General features: G+C 60.3%; 16 protein-coding genes and 1 riboswitch. Of the genes, 2 read left to right on the forward strand and 14 right to left on the reverse strand.

Translation table 11 applies throughout. The features are described 5' to 3' along the window. Positions 1 to 54: 54 nt before the first annotated feature. From bioB to AXG89_RS06715, 13 genes are all read right to left on the reverse strand, one after another. A complete protein-coding gene (gene bioB / locus AXG89_RS06650; protein ID WP_062168720.1) occupies positions 55 to 1,104 on the reverse strand; it encodes a biotin synthase BioB in 1,050 nt (349 codons plus the stop codon). A 35-nt stretch (positions 1,105 to 1,139) separates the two neighbouring features. Further along, positions 1,140 to 1,865: a dethiobiotin synthase gene (gene bioD, locus AXG89_RS06655; RefSeq protein ID WP_062168722.1), complete on the reverse strand. Its 726-nt coding sequence runs from the start codon at positions 1,863 to 1,865 to the stop codon at positions 1,140 to 1,142. Beyond that, entirely contained in the window at positions 1,862 to 3,073 is a 1,212-nt protein-coding gene (bioF, locus tag AXG89_RS06660) for an 8-amino-7-oxononanoate synthase (RefSeq protein WP_062168724.1), read from the reverse strand. The genes bioD and bioF overlap by 4 nt, the downstream gene beginning before the upstream one ends. Then, positions 3,070 to 4,431, reverse strand: a complete 1,362-nt coding sequence (gene bioA / locus AXG89_RS06665) for an adenosylmethionine--8-amino-7-oxononanoate transaminase (RefSeq protein WP_442861745.1) — start codon at positions 4,429 to 4,431, stop codon at positions 3,070 to 3,072. The genes bioF and bioA overlap by 4 nt, the downstream gene beginning before the upstream one ends. A 78-nt stretch (positions 4,432 to 4,509) precedes the next feature. After that, positions 4,510 to 5,295 carry an enoyl-CoA hydratase/isomerase family protein gene (locus AXG89_RS06670; protein ID WP_062170367.1) on the reverse strand — a complete coding sequence of 262 codons (786 nt, stop codon included), beginning with the start codon at positions 5,293 to 5,295 and terminating at the stop codon, positions 4,510 to 4,512. Between the two features lie 1,072 nt (positions 5,296 to 6,367). Then, a complete protein-coding gene (locus AXG89_RS06680; protein WP_062168728.1) occupies positions 6,368 to 7,621 on the reverse strand; it encodes a dienelactone hydrolase family protein in 1,254 nt (417 codons plus the stop codon). A gap of 345 nt (positions 7,622 to 7,966) precedes the next feature. After that, positions 7,967 to 8,386 (reverse strand): YchJ family protein, encoded by a 420-nt coding sequence (locus tag AXG89_RS06685; RefSeq protein ID WP_062168730.1) that lies wholly within the window; start codon positions 8,384 to 8,386, stop codon positions 7,967 to 7,969. Then, positions 8,383 to 8,988 carry a glutathione S-transferase family protein gene (locus AXG89_RS06690; protein ID WP_062168732.1) on the reverse strand — a complete coding sequence of 202 codons (606 nt, stop codon included), beginning with the start codon at positions 8,986 to 8,988 and terminating at the stop codon, positions 8,383 to 8,385. The genes AXG89_RS06685 and AXG89_RS06690 overlap by 4 nt, the downstream gene beginning before the upstream one ends. A gap of 50 nt (positions 8,989 to 9,038) precedes the next feature. Further along, a complete protein-coding gene (locus tag AXG89_RS06695) occupies positions 9,039 to 9,716 on the reverse strand; it encodes an SDR family oxidoreductase (RefSeq protein ID WP_061998253.1) in 678 nt (225 codons plus the stop codon). A gap of 10 nt (positions 9,717 to 9,726) precedes the next feature. Then, a complete protein-coding gene (locus AXG89_RS06700) occupies positions 9,727 to 10,920 on the reverse strand; it encodes an acetyl-CoA C-acetyltransferase (protein WP_062168734.1) in 1,194 nt (397 codons plus the stop codon). Then, positions 10,913 to 11,698, reverse strand: coding sequence for a carbonate dehydratase (gene can, locus AXG89_RS06705; RefSeq protein WP_062168736.1), 786 nt, complete (start codon positions 11,696 to 11,698; stop codon positions 10,913 to 10,915). The genes AXG89_RS06700 and can overlap by 8 nt, the downstream gene beginning before the upstream one ends. A 30-nt stretch (positions 11,699 to 11,728) precedes the next feature. Continuing rightward, positions 11,729 to 13,531, reverse strand: a complete 1,803-nt coding sequence (gene aceK, locus AXG89_RS06710; protein ID WP_062170370.1) for a bifunctional isocitrate dehydrogenase kinase/phosphatase — start codon at positions 13,529 to 13,531, stop codon at positions 11,729 to 11,731. An 86-nt stretch (positions 13,532 to 13,617) separates the two neighbouring features. Further along, complete coding sequence (locus AXG89_RS06715; RefSeq protein ID WP_062168742.1) at positions 13,618 to 14,070, reverse strand: MerR family transcriptional regulator; 453 nt, start codon at positions 14,068 to 14,070, stop codon at positions 13,618 to 13,620. Between the two features lie 111 nt (positions 14,071 to 14,181). On the opposite strand from AXG89_RS06715, the gene AXG89_RS06720 reads away from it, so the two are divergent. Continuing rightward, entirely contained in the window at positions 14,182 to 15,261 is a 1,080-nt protein-coding gene (locus AXG89_RS06720; protein ID WP_062168744.1) for an MBL fold metallo-hydrolase, read from the forward strand. 51 nt (positions 15,262 to 15,312) lie between these two features. Here AXG89_RS06720 and AXG89_RS06725 read toward each other — a convergent pair whose 3' ends face one another. After that, entirely contained in the window at positions 15,313 to 16,899 is a 1,587-nt protein-coding gene (locus AXG89_RS06725) for an ABC transporter substrate-binding protein (protein ID WP_062168745.1), read from the reverse strand. Positions 16,900 to 17,151: 252 nt separating this feature from the next. Beyond that, positions 17,152 to 17,323, forward strand: a riboswitch (yybP-ykoY riboswitch). A gap of 97 nt (positions 17,324 to 17,420) precedes the next feature. Between AXG89_RS06725 and AXG89_RS06730 the strand changes: the two genes are divergently transcribed. Then, positions 17,421 to 18,431 carry a sodium:calcium antiporter gene (locus AXG89_RS06730; RefSeq protein ID WP_062168747.1) on the forward strand — a complete coding sequence of 337 codons (1,011 nt, stop codon included), beginning with the start codon at positions 17,421 to 17,423 and terminating at the stop codon, positions 18,429 to 18,431. Positions 18,432 to 18,509 lie beyond the last annotated feature (78 nt).

The following is an 18,509-nucleotide window of genomic DNA, read 5'->3' on the forward strand; positions in this document are numbered from 1 at the left end:
GGGCGTTCCAACCTGAGTTGGAACGCCCTTTTTACTTAGCGGTGAGAGTCAGGCTTACTGCACCTGCGCATGCCCGCATTTCACATCGCACGCGTCCGCCGTTTCCATCTGCTGAGAAGCCTCGGCGCGCATTCCCAGACGTTCCAGCAATTTCCGGTCGGCTTCTGCTTGCGGGTTGCTTGTCGTCAGCAACTGGTCGCCGTAGAAGATCGAATTCGCGCCGGCCACGAAGCACAGCGCCTGCAGCGCTTCATTCATCTGCTCGCGTCCCGCCGACAACCGCACCATTGCCTTCGGCATCGTGATGCGCGCAACCGCGATCGTGCGCACGAATTCGAACGGATCGAGCGGCGCCGTGCCCGTCAGCGGCGTGCCTTCGACCTGCACCAGATTGTTGATGGGCACTGATTCCGGATACGGCTCCATGTTCGCCAGTTGCGTGATCAACCCGGCGCGTTCACGCCGCGATTCACCCATCCCCACGATACCGCCGCAACACACGTTGATGCCGGCATCGCGTACATGTTCGAGCGTGTCCAGACGATCCTGATACGTGCGCGTCGAGATGATCTGGCCGTAGAACTCGGGCGATGTATCGAGGTTATGGTTGTAATAATCGAGGCCGGCATCGCGCAGACGGGTCGCCTGGTGCGCTTCCAGCATGCCGAGCGTCACGCAGGTTTCGAGACCCATCGCCTTCACGCCGCGAATCATGTCGGCGATCGGCTCAAGATGCTGATCCTTCGGATTGCGCCACGCCGCGCCCATGCAGAAACGGGTCGCGCCGTTCGCCTTCGCAATTTCGGCGGCCTTCAGGACTTCATCGACGGGCATCAGTTTTTCGGCTTTCAGGCCGGTGTCGTGATGCGACGATTGCGGGCAATACGCGCAATCTTCCGGGCACCCGCCGGTCTTGATGGAAAGCAGCGTGGAGAGCTGAACCGTGTTGGCATCGAAATATTCACGGTGAACCGTCTGCGCGCGAAACAGCAAGTCGTTGAAGGGCAGGTCGTAGAGCGCGACGATATCGGCGACGCGCCAGCGGGCCAGCGTTTGCGGTGCGGACGTCTGAGCGGAAGTTTCAGCAGTTTGCAATTGCGACATGTGATGATCCTTTTCGTTTTGCAGATAACGATGAATTACTGGCCTGCATCTGCCGAACGCAAAGTGTCCAGCAGCAGGGATGTATCGATATATTTCGTCGCCGTCAGCGCATCAGGCGGCGCGAGGCGGGGAATGACGCCGAGCAGCGGCGCGTTGTACTGGCTGTCGAGCCGCAACCGGATTGCTTCAATGTTCTCAGCCGGAAACAGCATGTTCGGATCGATTTGGTTCGCGACCCAGCCGACGAGATGCAACCCGCGTGCGGCAATGGCCTCGGCGCTCAGCAACGCATGGCTGATGCAACCAAGGCGCATGCCGACCACGAGCACGACCGGCAAATGCAATGCGAACGCCAGGTCGGCGGTATCGTGAACGTCGGTGAGCGGCACGCGAAATCCACCCACGCCTTCCACCACGACCACGTCCGCCTGCTTGATGGCCGCCTGATGCGCTTCCACAATGCGTGCGATGTCCAGCGACACGTTTTCGCGCGCCGCTGCAATGTGCGGCGCGGCGGCGTCCTTCAGCAAGAACGGCGTGCGTATGGATGGTGGCAGCGTGACGTTCGCGGCGGCGTCGAGTTGATCCGCGTCTTCGTTGTGCCATTCGCCATTGCGTTCGAACGCGCCGGCGGCGATGGGTTTCATCGCGGCGGCGCGCAGTCCGAGCGATGCAAATCCGTGCAGCAGCGCCGCTGAAACGAGCGTCTTGCCGATCTCGGTATCGGTGCCGGTGACGAAGATCGAGAGGGGAGCTGTCATGGTCGATTGCTCAAGGTTTGCAAGGCATGGTCGAGCTTTGCGAGGTCTTCGTGACTGTGCGCCGCCGACAACGAAATGCGCAGTCGCGATGTACCCACTGGAACCGTCGGCGGCCGGATCGCGGGAACCCACATGCGGTGTTCATCGAGCGCGGCGGCGAGCTGAAGCGTCTCTTCATTGCCGCCGATGATCAACGGCTGGACCGCCGTATGCGAATCCACCGGCTGCCATTGTGTACGCTTCAAAATAGCGCGCGTGCTGTCGATCAGTGTCGCAAGATGCGCGCGTCGTTCGTCGCCTTCGGTGCCGCCAATGATCTTCAAACTCGCCGATACCGCGTGGGCCACAGCCGGCACGGATGCCGTCGTGAAGATATACGGCCGCGCGCGCTGGACGAACCATTCGATCACGGTTTCGTGCGCGATCACGAACGCGCCCGATACACCCGCCGCCTTCCCCAGCGTGCCGACATAAACCAGGTGGGGTGAATGCAGTGCGGCATCGGCGAGCGCGCCGCGGCCTTGCGGACCGAGCACGCCGAAACCGTGCGCGTCGTCCACGACGAGCCACGCGCCGTATCGTTCGGCGACTTCGAGCAAACGCGCGAGCGGCGCAATATCGCCGTCCATGCTGAATACCGAATCCGTAACGATGATCTTCGTTGCGCCAACATTGCGCGATGCATCGAGCATGGCGTCGAGCGCTTCGGCATCGGCGTGAGGATAGATGCGGATTTCAGCACGCGATAACCGTGCGCCATCGATCAGCGATGCATGATTCAACGCGTCGCAAAACATGAGCGTGTCGCGGCCGCTCAGGGCGCCGAGCGTGGTCAGCGTTGCCAGGTTGGCCATGTAACCGGTGCTGAAGTACAGCGCACGCGCCTGGTTCACAAAACCGCCGGAGAACGCCGCCAGATCGTCTTCCAGCTTCGCGTGCGCGCGCGAATGGCCGCCGAGCAAATGCGATCCACCGCTGCCTGCGCCGTATTTGCGTGCGCCTTCGGCCAACGCTTCGCGCAAGGTCTCATGCGCGGCGAGCCCGAGATAATCGTTGCTCGCAAAGCCGATGATCTTCCGCCCATCCACCATCATGTGCGCAGCGCAGGCGCTATCCGCAACTTTCCGGCGACGACGCAACCCGTTGCGATCGATATCGGCAAGACCTTGTTTCAGCGTGTCGAACAACGCGGCCGATGTATCGCTCATGCGGCCTCCGCGAGCGTTGTATCGAAGACCTCGAGCGTGCGTTCTGCGAGCAGCGTCTGTTCGTCGTCGCTGAGAATGTACGGCGGCATCAGATAGACGGTCGTGCCGATCGGGCGCAATAAAAGCTCTTGTTTCAAGGCGTTTTCGAAGAAACGGCGCGAGAACGTGCGTGCTTGAGCCGGGTCTTCGATCACGGCATCGAACGCGAAGATCGTGCCCTGCTGACGCAGGTTTTTCACGTGCGCGTGATCTTGCAACGGGCTCAGCGCAGTGCGCAGCAACGACGACTTCCGGCGATTCTCCTCAAGCACGTTGGCCGAGTCGAAGAGATCGAGCGTCGCCAAAGCCGCGCGGCACGCAAGCGGATTCCCCGTGTACGAATGCGAGTGGAGAAAGCCGCGCGTCATGTCGTCGTCGTAGAAAGCGGCGTAGATTTCGTCCCGTGTGAGGACGATCGACAACGGCAAATATCCGCCGCTGATTCCCTTCGACAAACAAATGAAATCCGGCCAGATCCCGGCTTGCTCGCACGCAAAGAATGTCCCGCTCCGGCCGCAGCCGACAGCGATTTCATCGGCGATCAGATGCACGCCGTATTGATCACAGAGGGCGCGCAAGCCCTTCAGATAATACGGATCGTGCATCGCCATGCCGGCCGCGCACTGAACCAGCGGCTCGACGATCACCGCTGCGAGTTGCGACGCCTTGGCTTCGAACAAGGACTTCATGTCAGCGAGTGCGCGTTGCGCGACATCGCGTGCGGTCTTGCCTTCGCGGGCGTTGCGGGCATCGGGCGATGTCACAACGTGCGCGTTGCGGATCAGCGGATCGTAGGCATCCTTGAACAACGCGACATCGGTTACGCCAAGCGCGCCGATGGTCTCGCCGTGATAGCTGTTCGCGAGGCAAACGAACTCGCGTTTCTCTGTGTGCCCGCTGTTGCGCCAAAAATGGAAGCTCATTTTCAACGCGATCTCCACCGCCGAAGCGCCATCGGATGCAAAGAACGCGTGACCCAGCGTGTTGTGCGTCAACGCGTTCAACCGTTCCGCGAGAAGGACCGCCGGCTCGTGCGTGCAGCCGGCGAGCATCGCGTGTTCGAGCGTGTCGAGCTGATCCTTGAGCGCCGCGTTGATGTCGGGATTCGCATGGCCGAAGAGGTTGACCCACCAGGAACTGATGGCATCGAGATAACGATTTCCGTTGTGGTCATATAGCCACGGACCCTTGCCGCGTGCGATGGGCACGAGCGGCATGCGCTCGTGATGCTTCATTTGCGTACACGGATGCCATACGGCGCGAAGGGAGCGGGCAATCCAGTCATCGGTTGCCGGCGTGTGTTGGTTGTTCAGATTCAAAACGACTCCATGGGAGCGGCTCGTCTGTATTGCGCTTTGCAGCGCCATAAGAAAAACAGGCGGCGCTCCCGATCACAATCACGCAAGCCACGACGGCTTGCGTTTTTCCAGAAAACTGCGCACGCCATCGCGGCCTTCGTCCGAGGCGCGAATCCGTGCAATGCGGTCAGCGGTGTCCGAGATCAGCGTGTCGTCGATGGTTTTGTCGGCCAGATCGACGACCAGTTGCTTGCATTCGCGCACCGCGTTCGGACTATTTGCCGCGATGGCTGCGGCGACGGCATCGACGGTGGCATCGAGTGCTTCGTCGGACACCACCTGATGCACGAGGCCGATGCGCAGCGCTTCGTTTGCATCGATACGTTCCGCCGTCACAAAATACCGGTGCGATGCGCGCGCGCCGATCGCGCGGATGACATACGGCGCGATGGTCGCCGGCATCAGCCCGAGCTTTGCCTCGGAGAGACAGAAGTGCGCCGAATCCGCCGTTATCGCGATGTCCGCTACCGCCACGAGACCCATGCCGCCCGCGTATGCGTCGCCCTGAACGCAGGCGATCACCGGTTTTCTGCACGTGTAGATGGTGTTGAGCATGGTCGCGAGACCGAGGGCATCGGCGCGATTTTCCGCGTCCGAGTAGTCCGCCATGCGTTTCATCCAGTTGAGGTCGGCGCCGGCGCAGAACGACGGGCCGTTCGCGGCGAGGATGATCACGCGTATCGACGCGTCGTCGGCCAGGGCGCGAAACGCGGCGGTCAATTCGACGATGGTGGCGTCGTCGAAGGCGTTGCGCACGTCCGGGCGATTGAGCGTGACGCGCGCCACGTGGCCATCGGCGGTGACGGTCAGGCGCTGTAGATTCATGTCGGGCATAGGGGTTCGCGGGGTGCGCGCGGCTCGGTGTTTCGATGAGTATCGATTATCTCTAAATTTGTCGCGGGAGTTTTGGTTTGCACGCCGGTGGGGCCTCCGGCGGGCGTGGCACGCGGTGGGGGTTTTTTTGTCTTTGACGCTAACGTCGGTCTATTGGGAGGCTTTTTGGAGGGAATTGACGGGAAGTTGAGCGGGGAGGTGGTTGCTGGACGGTTTTGGAAGCGGTCGGGGTTGGTGCTGGGTTGCTGCTGGGTTGCTGCTGTTTGGGCTTGCTTGGGTTTCGTTCTAGCTGATCTCTTTAGCACTATTAGCCACTGTCCGTGGCGGGACTTCATTTCTTTGTCCAACGGCGACAAAGAAACGAAGCAAAGAAAACGCCTCCCAACCGCTAATTCTTAAGTGTCCCGAGCGTGCAATGTCAACTGTTTGGTACTTCAGAAGAACGCTCGACGCCATAACCACGAACACTTGAAACCCTCCCCCTCCGTCAACCGCAACCCACACGCTTCGCCACCAGTGTGGGAATCCGTTAACCAGGCTTCCGCGCTTCGCGCCCTGGCGCCCAAATGGAGGGGCTGGTTGTACTGGTTACGTTTGATTCCGTGCTTGCCGGGGACCACCGGTGCGAAGTCTCGGGCAGGTCCATGACCCAGTGGAGCGCTTGGATTCAACCGTTGTTATGGGTTGGGCGGGTTTCCGTATTGACTGCCACAGTTACTGGTGGCGAAGCGTGTGGGTATCTGTTGACGGAGGGGGAGGGGTTCAAGTGTTGGTGGTTATGGCGACAACTGTTCTTCTGAAGTACCAAACAGTTGTCAGTGCACGCTTGGGACACTTATGTGCCTTCGTTTGGAAGGCGTTTTCTTTGCTTCGTTTCTTTGTCGCCGTTGGACAAAGAAATGAAGTGCCGCCACGCACAGTGGCTAATAGTGCTAAAGAAGTCAGCAAGAACGGAACGCGCGAAGGCCCAAACAGCAGCAACCCAGCAGCAACCCAGCACCAGCCCCGACCGCCGCCCATTGAACGTCCAGCTCCCAGCCTTTAGCTGAACAAAGGCAACTCCCTACCGCGAGGCAGTCTGCGTCTGCGCCGCACTGCGCTCATCCCAGACCACGGCATTATTGACCGCATACAACCTGCACGGGTCCGTGCTCTGCTTCTGGCATCCATCGAGCGCCACGGCCATCGGATCATCGCCGCCCTCGGCCCACGACCACGCACCCGAATCCGATACGGCAAACGCGCGGCTCGAATACTGATGCAGGAAATTCTCGTAACCCTCGCGGCCGCGTTCATCGAGGAAAGGCACCGCCGCCACCGCGTCCAGGTTCGCATAGCCCGAAGGCAATGGCGCCTGCGGATACGAAACCTGATACTGCGAATCCGTCGGCATGCCGATTTCGGCCAAAAACGTCTTCACGCGCGGCCACCAGATCGGCACGCCATCGCGATCCCCGACCAGCCGATGCGCATCGTTCTTGTACGCGCCAAAATCCACCATGTCGGCTCGCGCGCCATGCGCCGTGTAAGACGCGAACATGTCATCGGGGAGCGAACCCTGCCACACCGAATCATTGCTGCCATACATCCACAGCGACGGCAGCTTTACGTGCTCGCCATATTCGCCAAACGCGCTGGTCAGGTTCTTCTGCCAGTTGGGGCATTCATCCTGCCGAAGGCCGCCGGAAAAGTTGATCAGACCACGCACGCCGGTGTCCGAACGTGCATCGCGCGCGCCATACGCCATCGTGACCAGGCCGCCATGCGAGGCGCCCGCAACCACGACATGCTTGCTGTCGACAAACGCCTGCTTGTCCATGTAAGCGACCGTCGCCGCAACGTCGCTCGCTTGCGTGAAGCCGTTCGCTTCGACGTTGCAACCGTTGCCGACGTACTCGCCGCCCGACCCGGCGAAGCCGCGGCGATTCGGCACCACGACGACATAGCCATGACGAACGAACTCGCGCGCCAGCGCCAAGGGACGCGCGCGCGGCTGGTCATGTGCGTTGCCGGGGAGTTTGCCGTGATTGAAAACGACCATCGGGAACGGGCCCGTGCCGTTGGGTTTGAAGATGGTGGTTTCGAGCGTGACATCGCCCGATGGAATCTCGATGACCGCCTCGTTGAGGGTGGCATCGACTACTGGAAGCGAGGGATCGAACGCCGGCTTGACCGTGCCGAACGCGGGTGCGTCGAGCGACGCGTATTGCTGTGCGCCGGGGAACGGTTCCGCGGCCGCCTGGGTGGACATGCCCACCAGCGTTGCCGCCACTGCACATACAGCAAAACAACCGGACACCACTTGCCTGAATGCCATCCCCGAAACTCCGCCTGCTTTCGGCCTCGCTGCTGGTTAGCTAAAGCGTGGCCGGCTTATTGTCACGATCCATCAGTTCCGCGCTTTTGTACTGCTGAAAGCAGTATCGCCTGGCGGTCCGTGAAGTCATGTCCCGAATGGACACGACAATGGGCTTCAATATGCAACGTCAGACCGCCGACCAGTAATTAGCTTATGAAACAATAGCTTGCTACCGATTCGCCAACGGCTGGCTAAAAGACAGAGTACCCGTACAAAATGATTGGGCGCAATTAGAAAGTACCCGTGCACTGCACAATTTTTTAAACGAAAGCGCGCGTTAAGGAAATATTTGCCGTGGATTTTCTAATCGCGAAGGGCGCCATCGATATAACGCCAGCGGCCGGCGTTATCGCGTTCAAAGCGGCTGGTCTCGTGCAGACGATGCGCACGCCCGCCCACCTTGTAACGGGCGACGAACTCGACCTCGGCGTGAGTGGTGTCTATGGGCGTATGGCGCTTGATCTGCAGCCCGAGCCAGCGAGTGGCGGAATCGGCCGATGCTTCGAGATCGGGCGGGCAGGTCGCATCGCTCCAGGTCGCACGCAGATATTCGGTGTTGCCAATTACGTACGCGGTGTAGCGCGAACGCATCAGTTCCATGGCGTTCGCCGGCACTTCATCGTCTTCTATGAAGCGTCCGCAACATTGCGTGTACTTCGGTAAACGCTTAACGGCCGCTTCCGGCGATGCCCCACCGCAAGGACATTCGACAGGCTGGGTCACGCGTCGACGCCCGGCATCTCGATATGACCCGGCTGCGCTTTCACGCGCGCAAGCCACGCGCGAATGGCAGGGTATCGGCCGAGGTCGAGGTTGGCTTCATCGGCGACATGGGTGTATGCGTAGAGCGCAATGTCCGCGATGCTGTACTGCTCATCGACGAAATACGTGCGCGTCGCGAGATGCGTTTCCATCACGTCCAGCGCCCGGTATGAACCTGCGGTCTTCTCGGGCAAACGCGGATCGTCGGGGCTTTTCGTGAACTGGAGAATGAAGCGCGCGACTGCGACGTTCGGCTCGTGGCTGTACTGCTCGAAGAACATCCATTGCAGCACGCGCGCCCGGGCGAGGCGATCCGTGGGCAAAAGCGGCGTGCCTTCGGCAAGGTAATAGAGGATGGCGTCCGATTCGAACAGGCACGTGGTTTCATCGATCTGCAGGACCGGCACCTTGCCGTTCGGGTTCATCTGCCGAAACGAATCGGTGCGGGTGGCGCCGTTCATCATGTCCACTTCGTTCCAGACATAGGGGAGGTTCAGTTGTTCGAGCGCGAGTCGAACCTTGTAGCAATTCCCCGATGACGCCACGCCATGCACTTGATACATCACTTCATGTCCTCGTCTTTAGTCGAAAGTCCCTGCGCCAGCGTACGACATTACCATTTGATTTGCGTGCCGTCGTACTGGATGAAACTGCCGTTGAACGTTTTGTGATCCGCAGCGGCCGCCGCGATCACCGCGCGCATGCCGGTTACGCTGTGCGCAGGATCGATCGCCGCCGACGAACCGCCCATATCCGTTCGGACCCAGCCCGGGTGCAGTGAAACGCACGTCGCGCCGCGCGCCTGCAGCGACGCCGCCTTGAGCGCCGCATTCAGCGCTGCCTTGCTCGCCCTGTACAACCACCCCGCCGTAGCGTTCATCTCCGCAATGCTGCCCATCTTGCTCGATACGACGGCAAGCACGCCGTGCGCGGCGTCCGTCAGCGGCAAGAGGATGGGAAGCAATTGCATGGGACCACGGACGTTCGTGCGCATGACTTCATCGAAATCTTCCGCGAGGATGGTTTCCACGTGCTCCGTGCGCGGACCATAAACCCCCGACACGATGATCGCCGCATCCAGCTTCTCGCCATCGAGTTGCCAGCCGAGCGCGGCGATGTCCTCGGGTCTGGTTGTATCGAGCGAGAAGGTCTTGGCGCCCATGGCTTCGAGACCGCTTAACGATGCCGCATCGCGCGCCGTGGCGAGCACCCGCCAGCCATCGCGGCAATACTGGCGCGCAAACTCATGGCCGAGTCCGCGCGATGCACCCACGATCAATACCGTTTTCATAGCGTCACCTTCAGATCAATTCGATGCCCATTGCCGTCGCCTCTCCGCCGCCGATGCACAAGCTCGCCACACCGCGCTTCAGGCCGCGCTGACGCAATGCGCCGATCAGCGTGACGAGGATTCGCGCGCCCGATGCGCCGATAGGATGTCCCAACGCGCATGCGCCGCCGTTGACGTTGACTTTGTCGTGGGGAAGATCATGTTCGCGCATGGCGGCCATCGCGACGACGGCGAACGCCTCGTTGATCTCGTACAGGTCGACATCGCTCGCGCGCCAGCCGTTTTTCTCGAACAGCTTGCGGATCGCGCCGACGGGCGCCGTGGTGAACAACGCCGGTTCCTGCGCGAACGTGCTGTGGCCGACCACGCGTGCGAGCGGCGTCACGCCGAGCCGCCTGGCGGTCGATTCGCGCATCATCACGAGCGCGGCGGCGCCATCGGAAATGGACGATGCATTCGCCGCCGTCACGGTGCCGTCCTTCGCGAAAGCGGGTTTGAGCGTCGAAATCTTTTCGATGTTCGCCTTTGCCGGCTGTTCATCGTGATCGATAACCGTTTCGCCCTTGCGGCCCGATACCGTCACCGGCGCAATTTCCCAGTCGAACGAACCGTCTTCGTTCGCGCGCTTGGCGCGCTTGAGCGATTCGATGGCAAATGCGTCCTGCGCCTCCCGCGTGAACTTGTACGAACCCGCGCATTGCTCGGCAAACGTGCCCATCAGCCGGCCTTTTTCGTACGCGTCTTCGAGGCCATCGAGGAACATGTGATCGAGCACCTGGCCGTGACCCATGCGCATGCCGCCGCGCGCTTTCGGCAACAGGTACGGGGCATTGGTCATGCTTTCCATGCCGCCTGCGACGATTACATCGTGGGAACCGGCGAGCAGCATGTCGTGCGCGAACATGGCCGCGCGCATGCCCGAGCCGCACATCTTGTTGACGGTCGTACTTCCGGTCGATAACGGCAAACCCGCGCCGAGCGCAGCTTGGCGCGCGGGCGCTTGTCCGAGACCCGCGGGCAGCACGCAGCCCATCACGGCTTCCTCGATCTGCTCGGGTTTCAGCCCTGCACGTTCAACGGCTGCGCGGATCGCGACCGAGCCTAGTTGCGGCGCTGTTACGCTTGCGAAGTCGCCCTGGAAGGCGGCCATCGGCGTGCGCGCAGCCGAGACGATTACAACAGGATCAGCGACGAAATCATTCATGCTTCAGCTCCTTGATCACACCTTCCACAATGGCGGGGACATCGCCGAGACGGGCGGCATCCGAGGCAAGTACATCGTTTTCCGCTGAATGCGCACCGCCGCGAGCCAGCGCCGCGATGCAATGCTGATAGGTCGGCTCGACCTCGTCCGGCCCGCTGATCATCATGCCCATGTTGCGCACGCGGCCGTCGTGAACGCCGTAGGTCCAGCCGTGCACGGTGATTTCCTGACCACGCGCCCATGCATCGCGCAGGATGGTCGTGTGGCACACGTTGACCGTTTGTTCGATCGTGTTCAGCTCCACAAGCCGGCGATTCCTGGCGATGCCCATTGGCCATTCTTCGAGCAGCGAGGCGTGTTTGTCGCGTACGTCCTGTACGTGACGCAGCCAGTTGTCCGCAAGACCGACACGCGTTCCAACGAGCGCCGCACCCACGCCGGAACAACCGTAGTGGCCGACGACCATGATGTGCTTCACCTTCAGCAGATCAACGGCAAACTGGATCACCGACAAACAATTGAGGTCCGAGTGCACCACCACGTTCGCGATGTTCCTGTGCACGAACACTTCACCCGGCGGCAAGCCGATGATCTGGTTCGCCGGTACGCGCGAATCGGAGCAGCCGATCCACAAATATTCGGGCGCTTGCTGATGCGCGAGGCGAGAGAAATACTCGGCATCTTCGGAGAGTTTGCGCTCGACCCATTGCAGGTTGTTGTTGAACAAATGCGAGAGCGGGTTGCTGTCTGGATTTTCAGTGTTGTCGATGTTTGACATGGCATTCAGTGCTGGTAGGTCACGCGGGTTTCATGCGGCGGCGCATGCGGCAGGTGCGCCGTTCAGAAAACGCTCGGGATAGCGAACGCTGAAACGGTTGCTGCGTTCGTAGGGGAAAAACTCGGCGAGTTCGCCGTTGAGGATCTGTTCCTTATGCTTTTGCCAGAGAGCCGGATCGAAGAAATCGGCATGGTGTTTCATGAAGACGTCGCGCACTCGCGGATCGCCAAGCAGGAACGTTCCATACGTTTCCGGAAAGATGTCGTGCGGCCCGACGGTGTACCACGGCTCGCCCGACATTTCCTCTTCTTCGGTGCGCGCTTGCGGCACATGGCGCACGTTGCAATCGGTCAGGTATTCGATTTCATCGTAATCGTAGAACACCACGCGGCCGTGCCGCGTGACGCCAAAGTTCTTGTACAGCATGTCGCCGGGAAAGATGTTCGCCTGCATCAGTTGCTTGATGGCGTCGCCGTACTCCCTGATGCCATGCTCGATCTCGTGTGGCGTGCCGTTCTGCAAATACAGGTTCAGCGGCGTCATGCGGCGTTCAATATACAAATGCCGGATCACGAGCTTGTCGCCTTCGTATTCGATCATCGACGGGATTTCTTTCCTGAGTTCCTTGAGCAATGCATCGTCCAGACGGGCTAACGGCAACGCGACGCTCGAATATTCGAGCGTGTCGGCCATGCGCCCCAGCCGGTCATGGCGCTTCACCAGCCGGTACTTGTCCTCGACTTTCTCGCGCGTGGTCTCCTTCGGCGGCGGGAAGTTGTCCTTGATCAGCTTGAACACATAGGGGAACGATGGCAACGTGAACACCAGCATGACCATGCCCTTGATGCCCGGCGCAAGGGTGAATTTATCGCTGGAATGCGAGAGGTGATGCAGCAAGTCACGATAGAACAGATTCTTGCCCTGCTTCTGCAGTCCCACGGACGTATAGATCTCCGCCTTCGCTTTGCCCGGCATGATGGTGCGCAGGAACTGCACATACGCCGACGGCACCTCCATATCCACGAGAAAGTACGAATGCGAAAAGCTGAAGATGATCAGCACTTGTTCGCGTTGCAACAGGACCGTATCCAGCGCGAGCAGACCTGGTTGCGCGTGACGCACGGGCAAGACGAACGGCAGGATCAGGTCGCCATTGATGATCCGCCCGATCATGTACGCCGCCTTGTTGCGGAAGAACAGGGACGACAACATGTGGATCTGGAAATTCGGTGCCGCCTCGAACTCGCCTAATGCCTCGGTGATGGCTCGCATGACGCATTGAACATCGCGTTCGAGCTCTTCAAATGCAGGCTCGAGCTGGAAGTTCGTGACAATGCGCGCGAGCGTTGCAGCGAGCCCGTCCTTCTTTGGGTAATACGCGCGATACGTCGGCTTGGCGGCGGGTTCATCGTTCTCGATATATTCCGTCGATATGGCCGGCCGCACAAAGATAAAGTCGTTACTGAAATACGACCTGTGCAGGATCTTGCAGCACACGGAGTTGAAAAACGTCTCGGCGCATTCGGGTTGCCGATGCGTCGTCAACAAGCCGATGTAATGCAGCTTGATCTGCTGCCAGACTTCATCGTCTATGTTCTCTGCGTCGTATTGGTCCTGCAGACGCGTCACACATTCTTCCACGCGATCGTCGTAGGACGTGATGCGCTCGCGCGCCAGGCGTTGCAGCGCATGCCAGTCGCTTTCTTCGAATAAATGCTTCGCTGCGATCGCAGCATCGCTGAAAACGCGATAGTGACGATCGAACCCTTCGAGCAGCGTTTGCGCGACATCGAAGCCAATCTGCGACGACAGCAATCTGGGAAAGTGATTCATATCGACCCTGCACTTCGTGTGGTGTCGCGTGAGGTGCGTTACTTCCTGTGCATTCAAACCGGGCGATATTGTATCGCCATGGCCGTTCATACCGCCTTCGCGCGTTTCTCCGTGGCCGGAGATGGCGCGGGCATCTTGCGTGCGCGCTTTTCAGCACTCGCCGAAAGCAGCGCACGGCCTTGCGTTTCGTACGCGGCAAGCTCGGCCAGCGTCGCGTTCAGGTCTTCCAGTTGCCGCTCCAGCACCACGCGATGTTCCGCGATCGTGTCCAGGAACGCGTGCAACTGCGCGACGGTGCCCGTGGGTGAATCGTAGAGATCGAGCAGCCGGCTGATTTCGGACAGCGTAAACCCGAGCCGCTTGCCGCGCAGCGTCAGCCTCAGGCGCGTGCGGTCGCGCGCCGAATAGACGCGCCGCACACCGTTCGTGCCTTCGCGCGCCGGCGTGAGCAAACCCTGATTCTCATAGAAACGGATCGCGCGGGGCGTGATGTCGAATTCACGAGCCAGTTCGGTGATGGTGTAACGCGTGTCGGTCATTTGAAAGTAGTGAAGCGCTGAACGGCTTTTGACAACCACTGTAAAATACGAGTTAACGTTAGCGTCAACTTGGCGGCATTGCAAGAATCGACAACCCGGAGACCGACCCGCATGAATCCGCTCGAACAACAACTGGATTACGTTTTCGCCGACCGGCTTCCCGAACCCGGCCGGGCGATGGAAGTCGCGCCCGGCGTCTTTTGGGTACGCATGCCGCTGCCGTTCGCGCTCGATCACGTCAACGTCTGGGTCATGCGCGATGAAATCGATGGCGTGAAGGGCTGGACCGTCATCGATTGCGGTATTTCAGACGAAACCATCCGCGCCAGTTGGGAAAGCGTCTTCGGTACGTTGCTCGACGGCTTGCCGGTTTTGCGTGTGATCGTCACGCACTGCCATCCGGATCACCTGGGCCTCGCCGACTGGCTCTGCAATGGGGGCGAGCAAAAGCGCTGGGGTCCGGTAAGACTCTGGATGTCGCACGGCGAATACGCGATGGGCCGCGTCATGTCCAGTGGCGACGGATCGGATGCAGGCGGCGAGCGCGCCGCACAGCACTTCGCGCGACATGGCATGAGGGACCCGGCATCGCTCGAAGCGTTACGCAAACGCGATACGTATTACCCGAAGCTCGTTCCATCCATACCGCAGCATTTCCGCCGACTGCGCAACGGCGACATGGTCAGGATTGGCGGGCGCGACTGGGAAGTAATAACGGGTTTCGGTCATTCGCCCGAACATTGCGCGTTCTATTGCGCGGAGACCAACGTGCTGATTTCCGGGGACATGGTCTTGCCGCGCATTTCGACGAATGTGTCCGTGTTTGCTATCGAACCGGAGAGCAATCCGGTGGCGCTGTTCCTGGAATCCCTCGGCCGATACGAAGCGTTACCCGCCGATGCGCTTGTCCTGCCTTCCCACGGCAAGCCGTTTCGCGGCATGCATACGCGTATCAGGCAGCTTCGCGACCATCACGCGGCGCGGCTCGCAGAAGTGCGCGAGGCGTGCGCGGCGAAGCCGCAAAGCGCGGCGGACATTGTGCCGATCATGTTCAAGCGTCCGCTCGATGTACATCAGATGACCTTTGCGCTCGGCGAAGCGCTGGCGCATTTGCACTTGCTCTGGCTGAAAGGTGAACTGGTGCGTCGTACGAATGAAGACGATGGCGTAATCCGTTTCGCGCCGGCATGAAAAAACCGGGCGCTTTTATAAGGCGCCCGGTTTTTCAAAGAGCAACAACGCTTACTGCACGGATACGGTCGAAAAGTTCTGCCGTCCAAACGGACTGACCCGATACCCGCTCACGTTGGCTTGCGTCAGCGCGGACGCGGTCGGATAACCGAGCGGGATCCACAGCGCCTGGTCGTGGATGATCTGCTGCGCTTCGGTATAAGCCTTGGTCCGCTTGCCGATATCCGCCGATGCCTTGCCTTCATCGATCAAACGATCCAGCGTCGGGTCGCAAAAACGCGCGAAGTTGATGCCCGAGCGCACGGCGGCGCAACTGAACAGCGGCGAGAGATAGTTGTCCGGATCGCCATTGTCGCCAGCCCACCCCATGAACAACATGTCGTGCTGGCCTTGCTTCGCTTCCTTGATCAGCTCACCCCATTCGATCACCTTGACCTGCGCCTTCACGCCGATCTTCGCCAAGTCCGCCTGCAGCAATTCTGCGCCGGCCTTCGGGTTCGGATTCAGCACGCTGCCGTTCGGACGCACCCAGATGGTTGTATCGAAGCCATTTGGATAACCTGCATCGGCGAGGAGTTTTTTAGCGCGATCGACCGAATACGCGTATGGCGTCACCTGCTTGTCGTAGCTCCACGTGTTCGGCGGGAACGGATTCACGGCGGCCGTCGCCGTGTTCTCGAAGACCGTTTTCAGGTACGTCGTGCGATCGAATGCCTCGTTCAGCGCCTGGCGGACCTTGGGGTTATCGAGCGGCTTTTTCTGCGTATTCAGCGCCACGAACGCCGTCATGAACGCCGGCGTTTCGACGACCTTGATCGAGCCGCCTTTCTTCGCATCGATCACATCCTGCGGCTTCGGCGACAACGCGATCTGGCATTCACCCGCCTTGATTTTCTGCGCGCGCACGGAGGCGTCGGGCGTGATTGCATAGATCAACCGGTCGACCTTCGGCTTCGCGCCCCAGTAGGTCGGGTTCACGTCGTAGCGGATCACGGCGTCCTTGGTATAACTCTTCAACACGAACGGACCCGTGCCGATGGGTTTCGCGTTCAGATCGGTTTCCTTGCCGGCCTTGAGCAATTGGTCGGCGTATTCGGCCGAATAGATCGATGCAAAACCCATCGTCAGAATGGGCACGAAGGTCGCGTTCGGCGTGTTCAGCACGAACTTCACGGTGTTGTCATCGACCTTGGATACCGACTTGATCAGCTTCACCAGACCCATCGATTGCGCATGCGGAAAGCCGCTCGCGCCCGCCACCTTGTGCCACGGGTTGCTGTCCGAAAGCATGCGATCGAACGAAAACACGACGTCATCGGCCGTCAATTTCCTCGATGGCTTGAAGTAATCCGTGCTCTGGAATGCCACGTTCGGGCGCAGATGGAACGTGTAGGTCAGGCCGTCGGCGCTCACATCCCACTTCTCCGCGAGCGCGGGCGTGACCTTCTTCGCGACTTCATCGTAGGAGACGAGTGTGTTGAAGATCACATCCGCCGATGCATTGGTCGTCACGAGCGAGTTGAACTGCACGACATCAAAGCCGTCGGGACTCGACTCCGTGCACACGGTAAGCGGTTTTGCTATCGCGAGCATCGGTATTACGGCCAGGACTGCGGCTGCGAGCATTCTGAAGCGCATGGAATCTCCCGTTTTTGATGCTGTTGTCGGTTAGTCGGTTAATTTTCGTCATTTTTCGATGCAGGCAGCGTTGCGACTCGTTGCGACTTATTGTACGGCGCGCTTCGGCGCACGGTCCTGCGCAACAAACCCGCGTCGGCGTAGCTTACTGAAACGTTATTTCCGCTACAACGACCGATTGGGGATATCGATATGGGACCGATCCCGCCCGGCTGCGTCGCCTTGCCTAATCCGTAGCCCCACGCTAAACTCATGCCCGTCTTTGGGGAGTAGCCTTCCTTCCGCAATGGGAGGAGGACGCGTCAACATACTCGGCTGGTGCCGTGGCGCGTTCGACCGGTCAGGTTTGGCGAGACCATGGGTGCATCTTGTCGTTCACGGTCGGACGGCGCGGGATAGCACCCTGGTTCGCTGACGTCCGACCGTGAAATCATCGTGTCTCCAAAACAAAAATACCCCACTCCGGTCACAAGCCTCTCCTTGCGCAGCGGTCGCCAGTACCCCTCATTGCGAGGTGCGGCATGACCATGCTCTTCCTGCAACTCGCACTCATGCTCGTGGTGATTCTGGCGGCATCGGAATTGTTCACCAATGCGCTCGAGCATCTCGGCGAAAAACTCGGTATCTCCGAAGGCGTCACGGGTTCGCTCTTTGCGGCCATTGGCACGGCATTGCCTGAAACCACCGTGCCGATCATCGCGTTGCTGGGCGCCTCGGCAAATCGTTCGGTCAACGAGGAAATCGGCGTCGGCGCCATTCTTGGCGCGCCGCTGATGCTCGCGACGCTTTCCACCTGCCTGATGGCCATTGCCGTGATCAAGACGCGCGGCCTGAAGGGTCTGGTCACGCCTGAACACACGGGTTTTACCCGCGATCTCAACTTCTTCCTCTGCGCGTTCATGATTGCAGCCGGCGCGATGTTCGTCCCGCATCACGCGTGGCCCGTGCGCGCGTTGTTCGCCGTCGGCCTGGTCGGCGTGTATGTGGTGTATGTGATTACGACGTTTCGCGCATCGGCCAGTCTGGTCGAGAAAGGGCACGGCACCGAGGCGCCCGAGCGCCTGCTGATCGCGCGTGTGGGCTTGCCGACGACGCTTGCGACCATTGCGCTACAGATGCTGATCGGCGTTGCACTGCTGGTTGGCGGGGCGAAGGGGTTTATCGCGGGCGTTGAAGGTGTGTCGCATGTGCTGGGCATTTCGGCGTTGCTGCTCTCGCTGATCATCATCCCGATCGCGACCGAACTGCCGGAAAAGGTGAACAGCATCATCTGGGCGCGGCGCGGGAAGGACACGCTCGCGTTCGGGAACATCACCGGCGCAATGGTGTTTCAAGGCACGTTGCTGCCGGGTATCGGCATCATGCTGACGCCCTGGGAACCGCGCGTTGAAGTGCTGACCGGCGTTTTCATCACGCTTGCCGCCGCCGCATGGCTGCGGTTCAACGCGAGAAAAGGCGGGATCGTGCTTTGGGCGCTGCTCGTGAACGGCGGCCTGTACGCGCTTTATCTCGGATTGACGCTGGGACGGTAAGTCATCGCAGGTGGCGGCGTGCGCCTCGGCATGCCGCCAGTTCGCGCGCAAAAAAAAGCCCGCCGAAGCGGGCATCAA

Source organism: Burkholderia sp. PAMC 26561 (assembly GCF_001557535.2).
Taxonomy (GTDB): domain Bacteria; phylum Pseudomonadota; class Gammaproteobacteria; order Burkholderiales; family Burkholderiaceae; genus Caballeronia.

Bases quoted from the DNA above. Each gene is read 5' to 3' on its own strand.
- bioB (WP_062168720.1), bottom strand. From the start codon at position 1,104: ATGTCGCAATTGCAAACTGCTGAAACTTCCGCTCAGACGTCCGCACCG.
- bioD (WP_062168722.1), bottom strand. From the start codon at position 1,865: ATGACAGCTCCCCTCTCGATCTTCGTCACCGGCACCGATACCGAGATC.
- bioF (WP_062168724.1), bottom strand. From the start codon at position 3,073: ATGAGCGATACATCGGCCGCGTTGTTCGACACGCTGAAACAAGGTCTT.
- AXG89_RS06670 (WP_062170367.1), bottom strand. From the start codon at position 5,295: ATGAATCTACAGCGCCTGACCGTCACCGCCGATGGCCACGTGGCGCGC.
- AXG89_RS06680 (WP_062168728.1), bottom strand. From the start codon at position 7,621: ATGGCATTCAGGCAAGTGGTGTCCGGTTGTTTTGCTGTATGTGCAGTG.
- AXG89_RS06690 (WP_062168732.1), bottom strand. From the start codon at position 8,988: ATGTATCAAGTGCATGGCGTGGCGTCATCGGGGAATTGCTACAAGGTT.
- AXG89_RS06695 (WP_061998253.1), bottom strand. From the start codon at position 9,716: ATGAAAACGGTATTGATCGTGGGTGCATCGCGCGGACTCGGCCATGAG.
- AXG89_RS06700 (WP_062168734.1), bottom strand. From the start codon at position 10,920: ATGAATGATTTCGTCGCTGATCCTGTTGTAATCGTCTCGGCTGCGCGC.
- can (WP_062168736.1), bottom strand. From the start codon at position 11,698: ATGTCAAACATCGACAACACTGAAAATCCAGACAGCAACCCGCTCTCG.
- aceK (WP_062170370.1), bottom strand. From the start codon at position 13,531: ATGAATCACTTTCCCAGATTGCTGTCGTCGCAGATTGGCTTCGATGTC.
- AXG89_RS06715 (WP_062168742.1), bottom strand. From the start codon at position 14,070: ATGACCGACACGCGTTACACCATCACCGAACTGGCTCGTGAATTCGAC.
- AXG89_RS06720 (WP_062168744.1), top strand. From the start codon at position 14,182: ATGAATCCGCTCGAACAACAACTGGATTACGTTTTCGCCGACCGGCTT.
- AXG89_RS06725 (WP_062168745.1), bottom strand. From the start codon at position 16,899: ATGCGCTTCAGAATGCTCGCAGCCGCAGTCCTGGCCGTAATACCGATG.
- AXG89_RS06730 (WP_062168747.1), top strand. From the start codon at position 17,421: ATGACCATGCTCTTCCTGCAACTCGCACTCATGCTCGTGGTGATTCTG.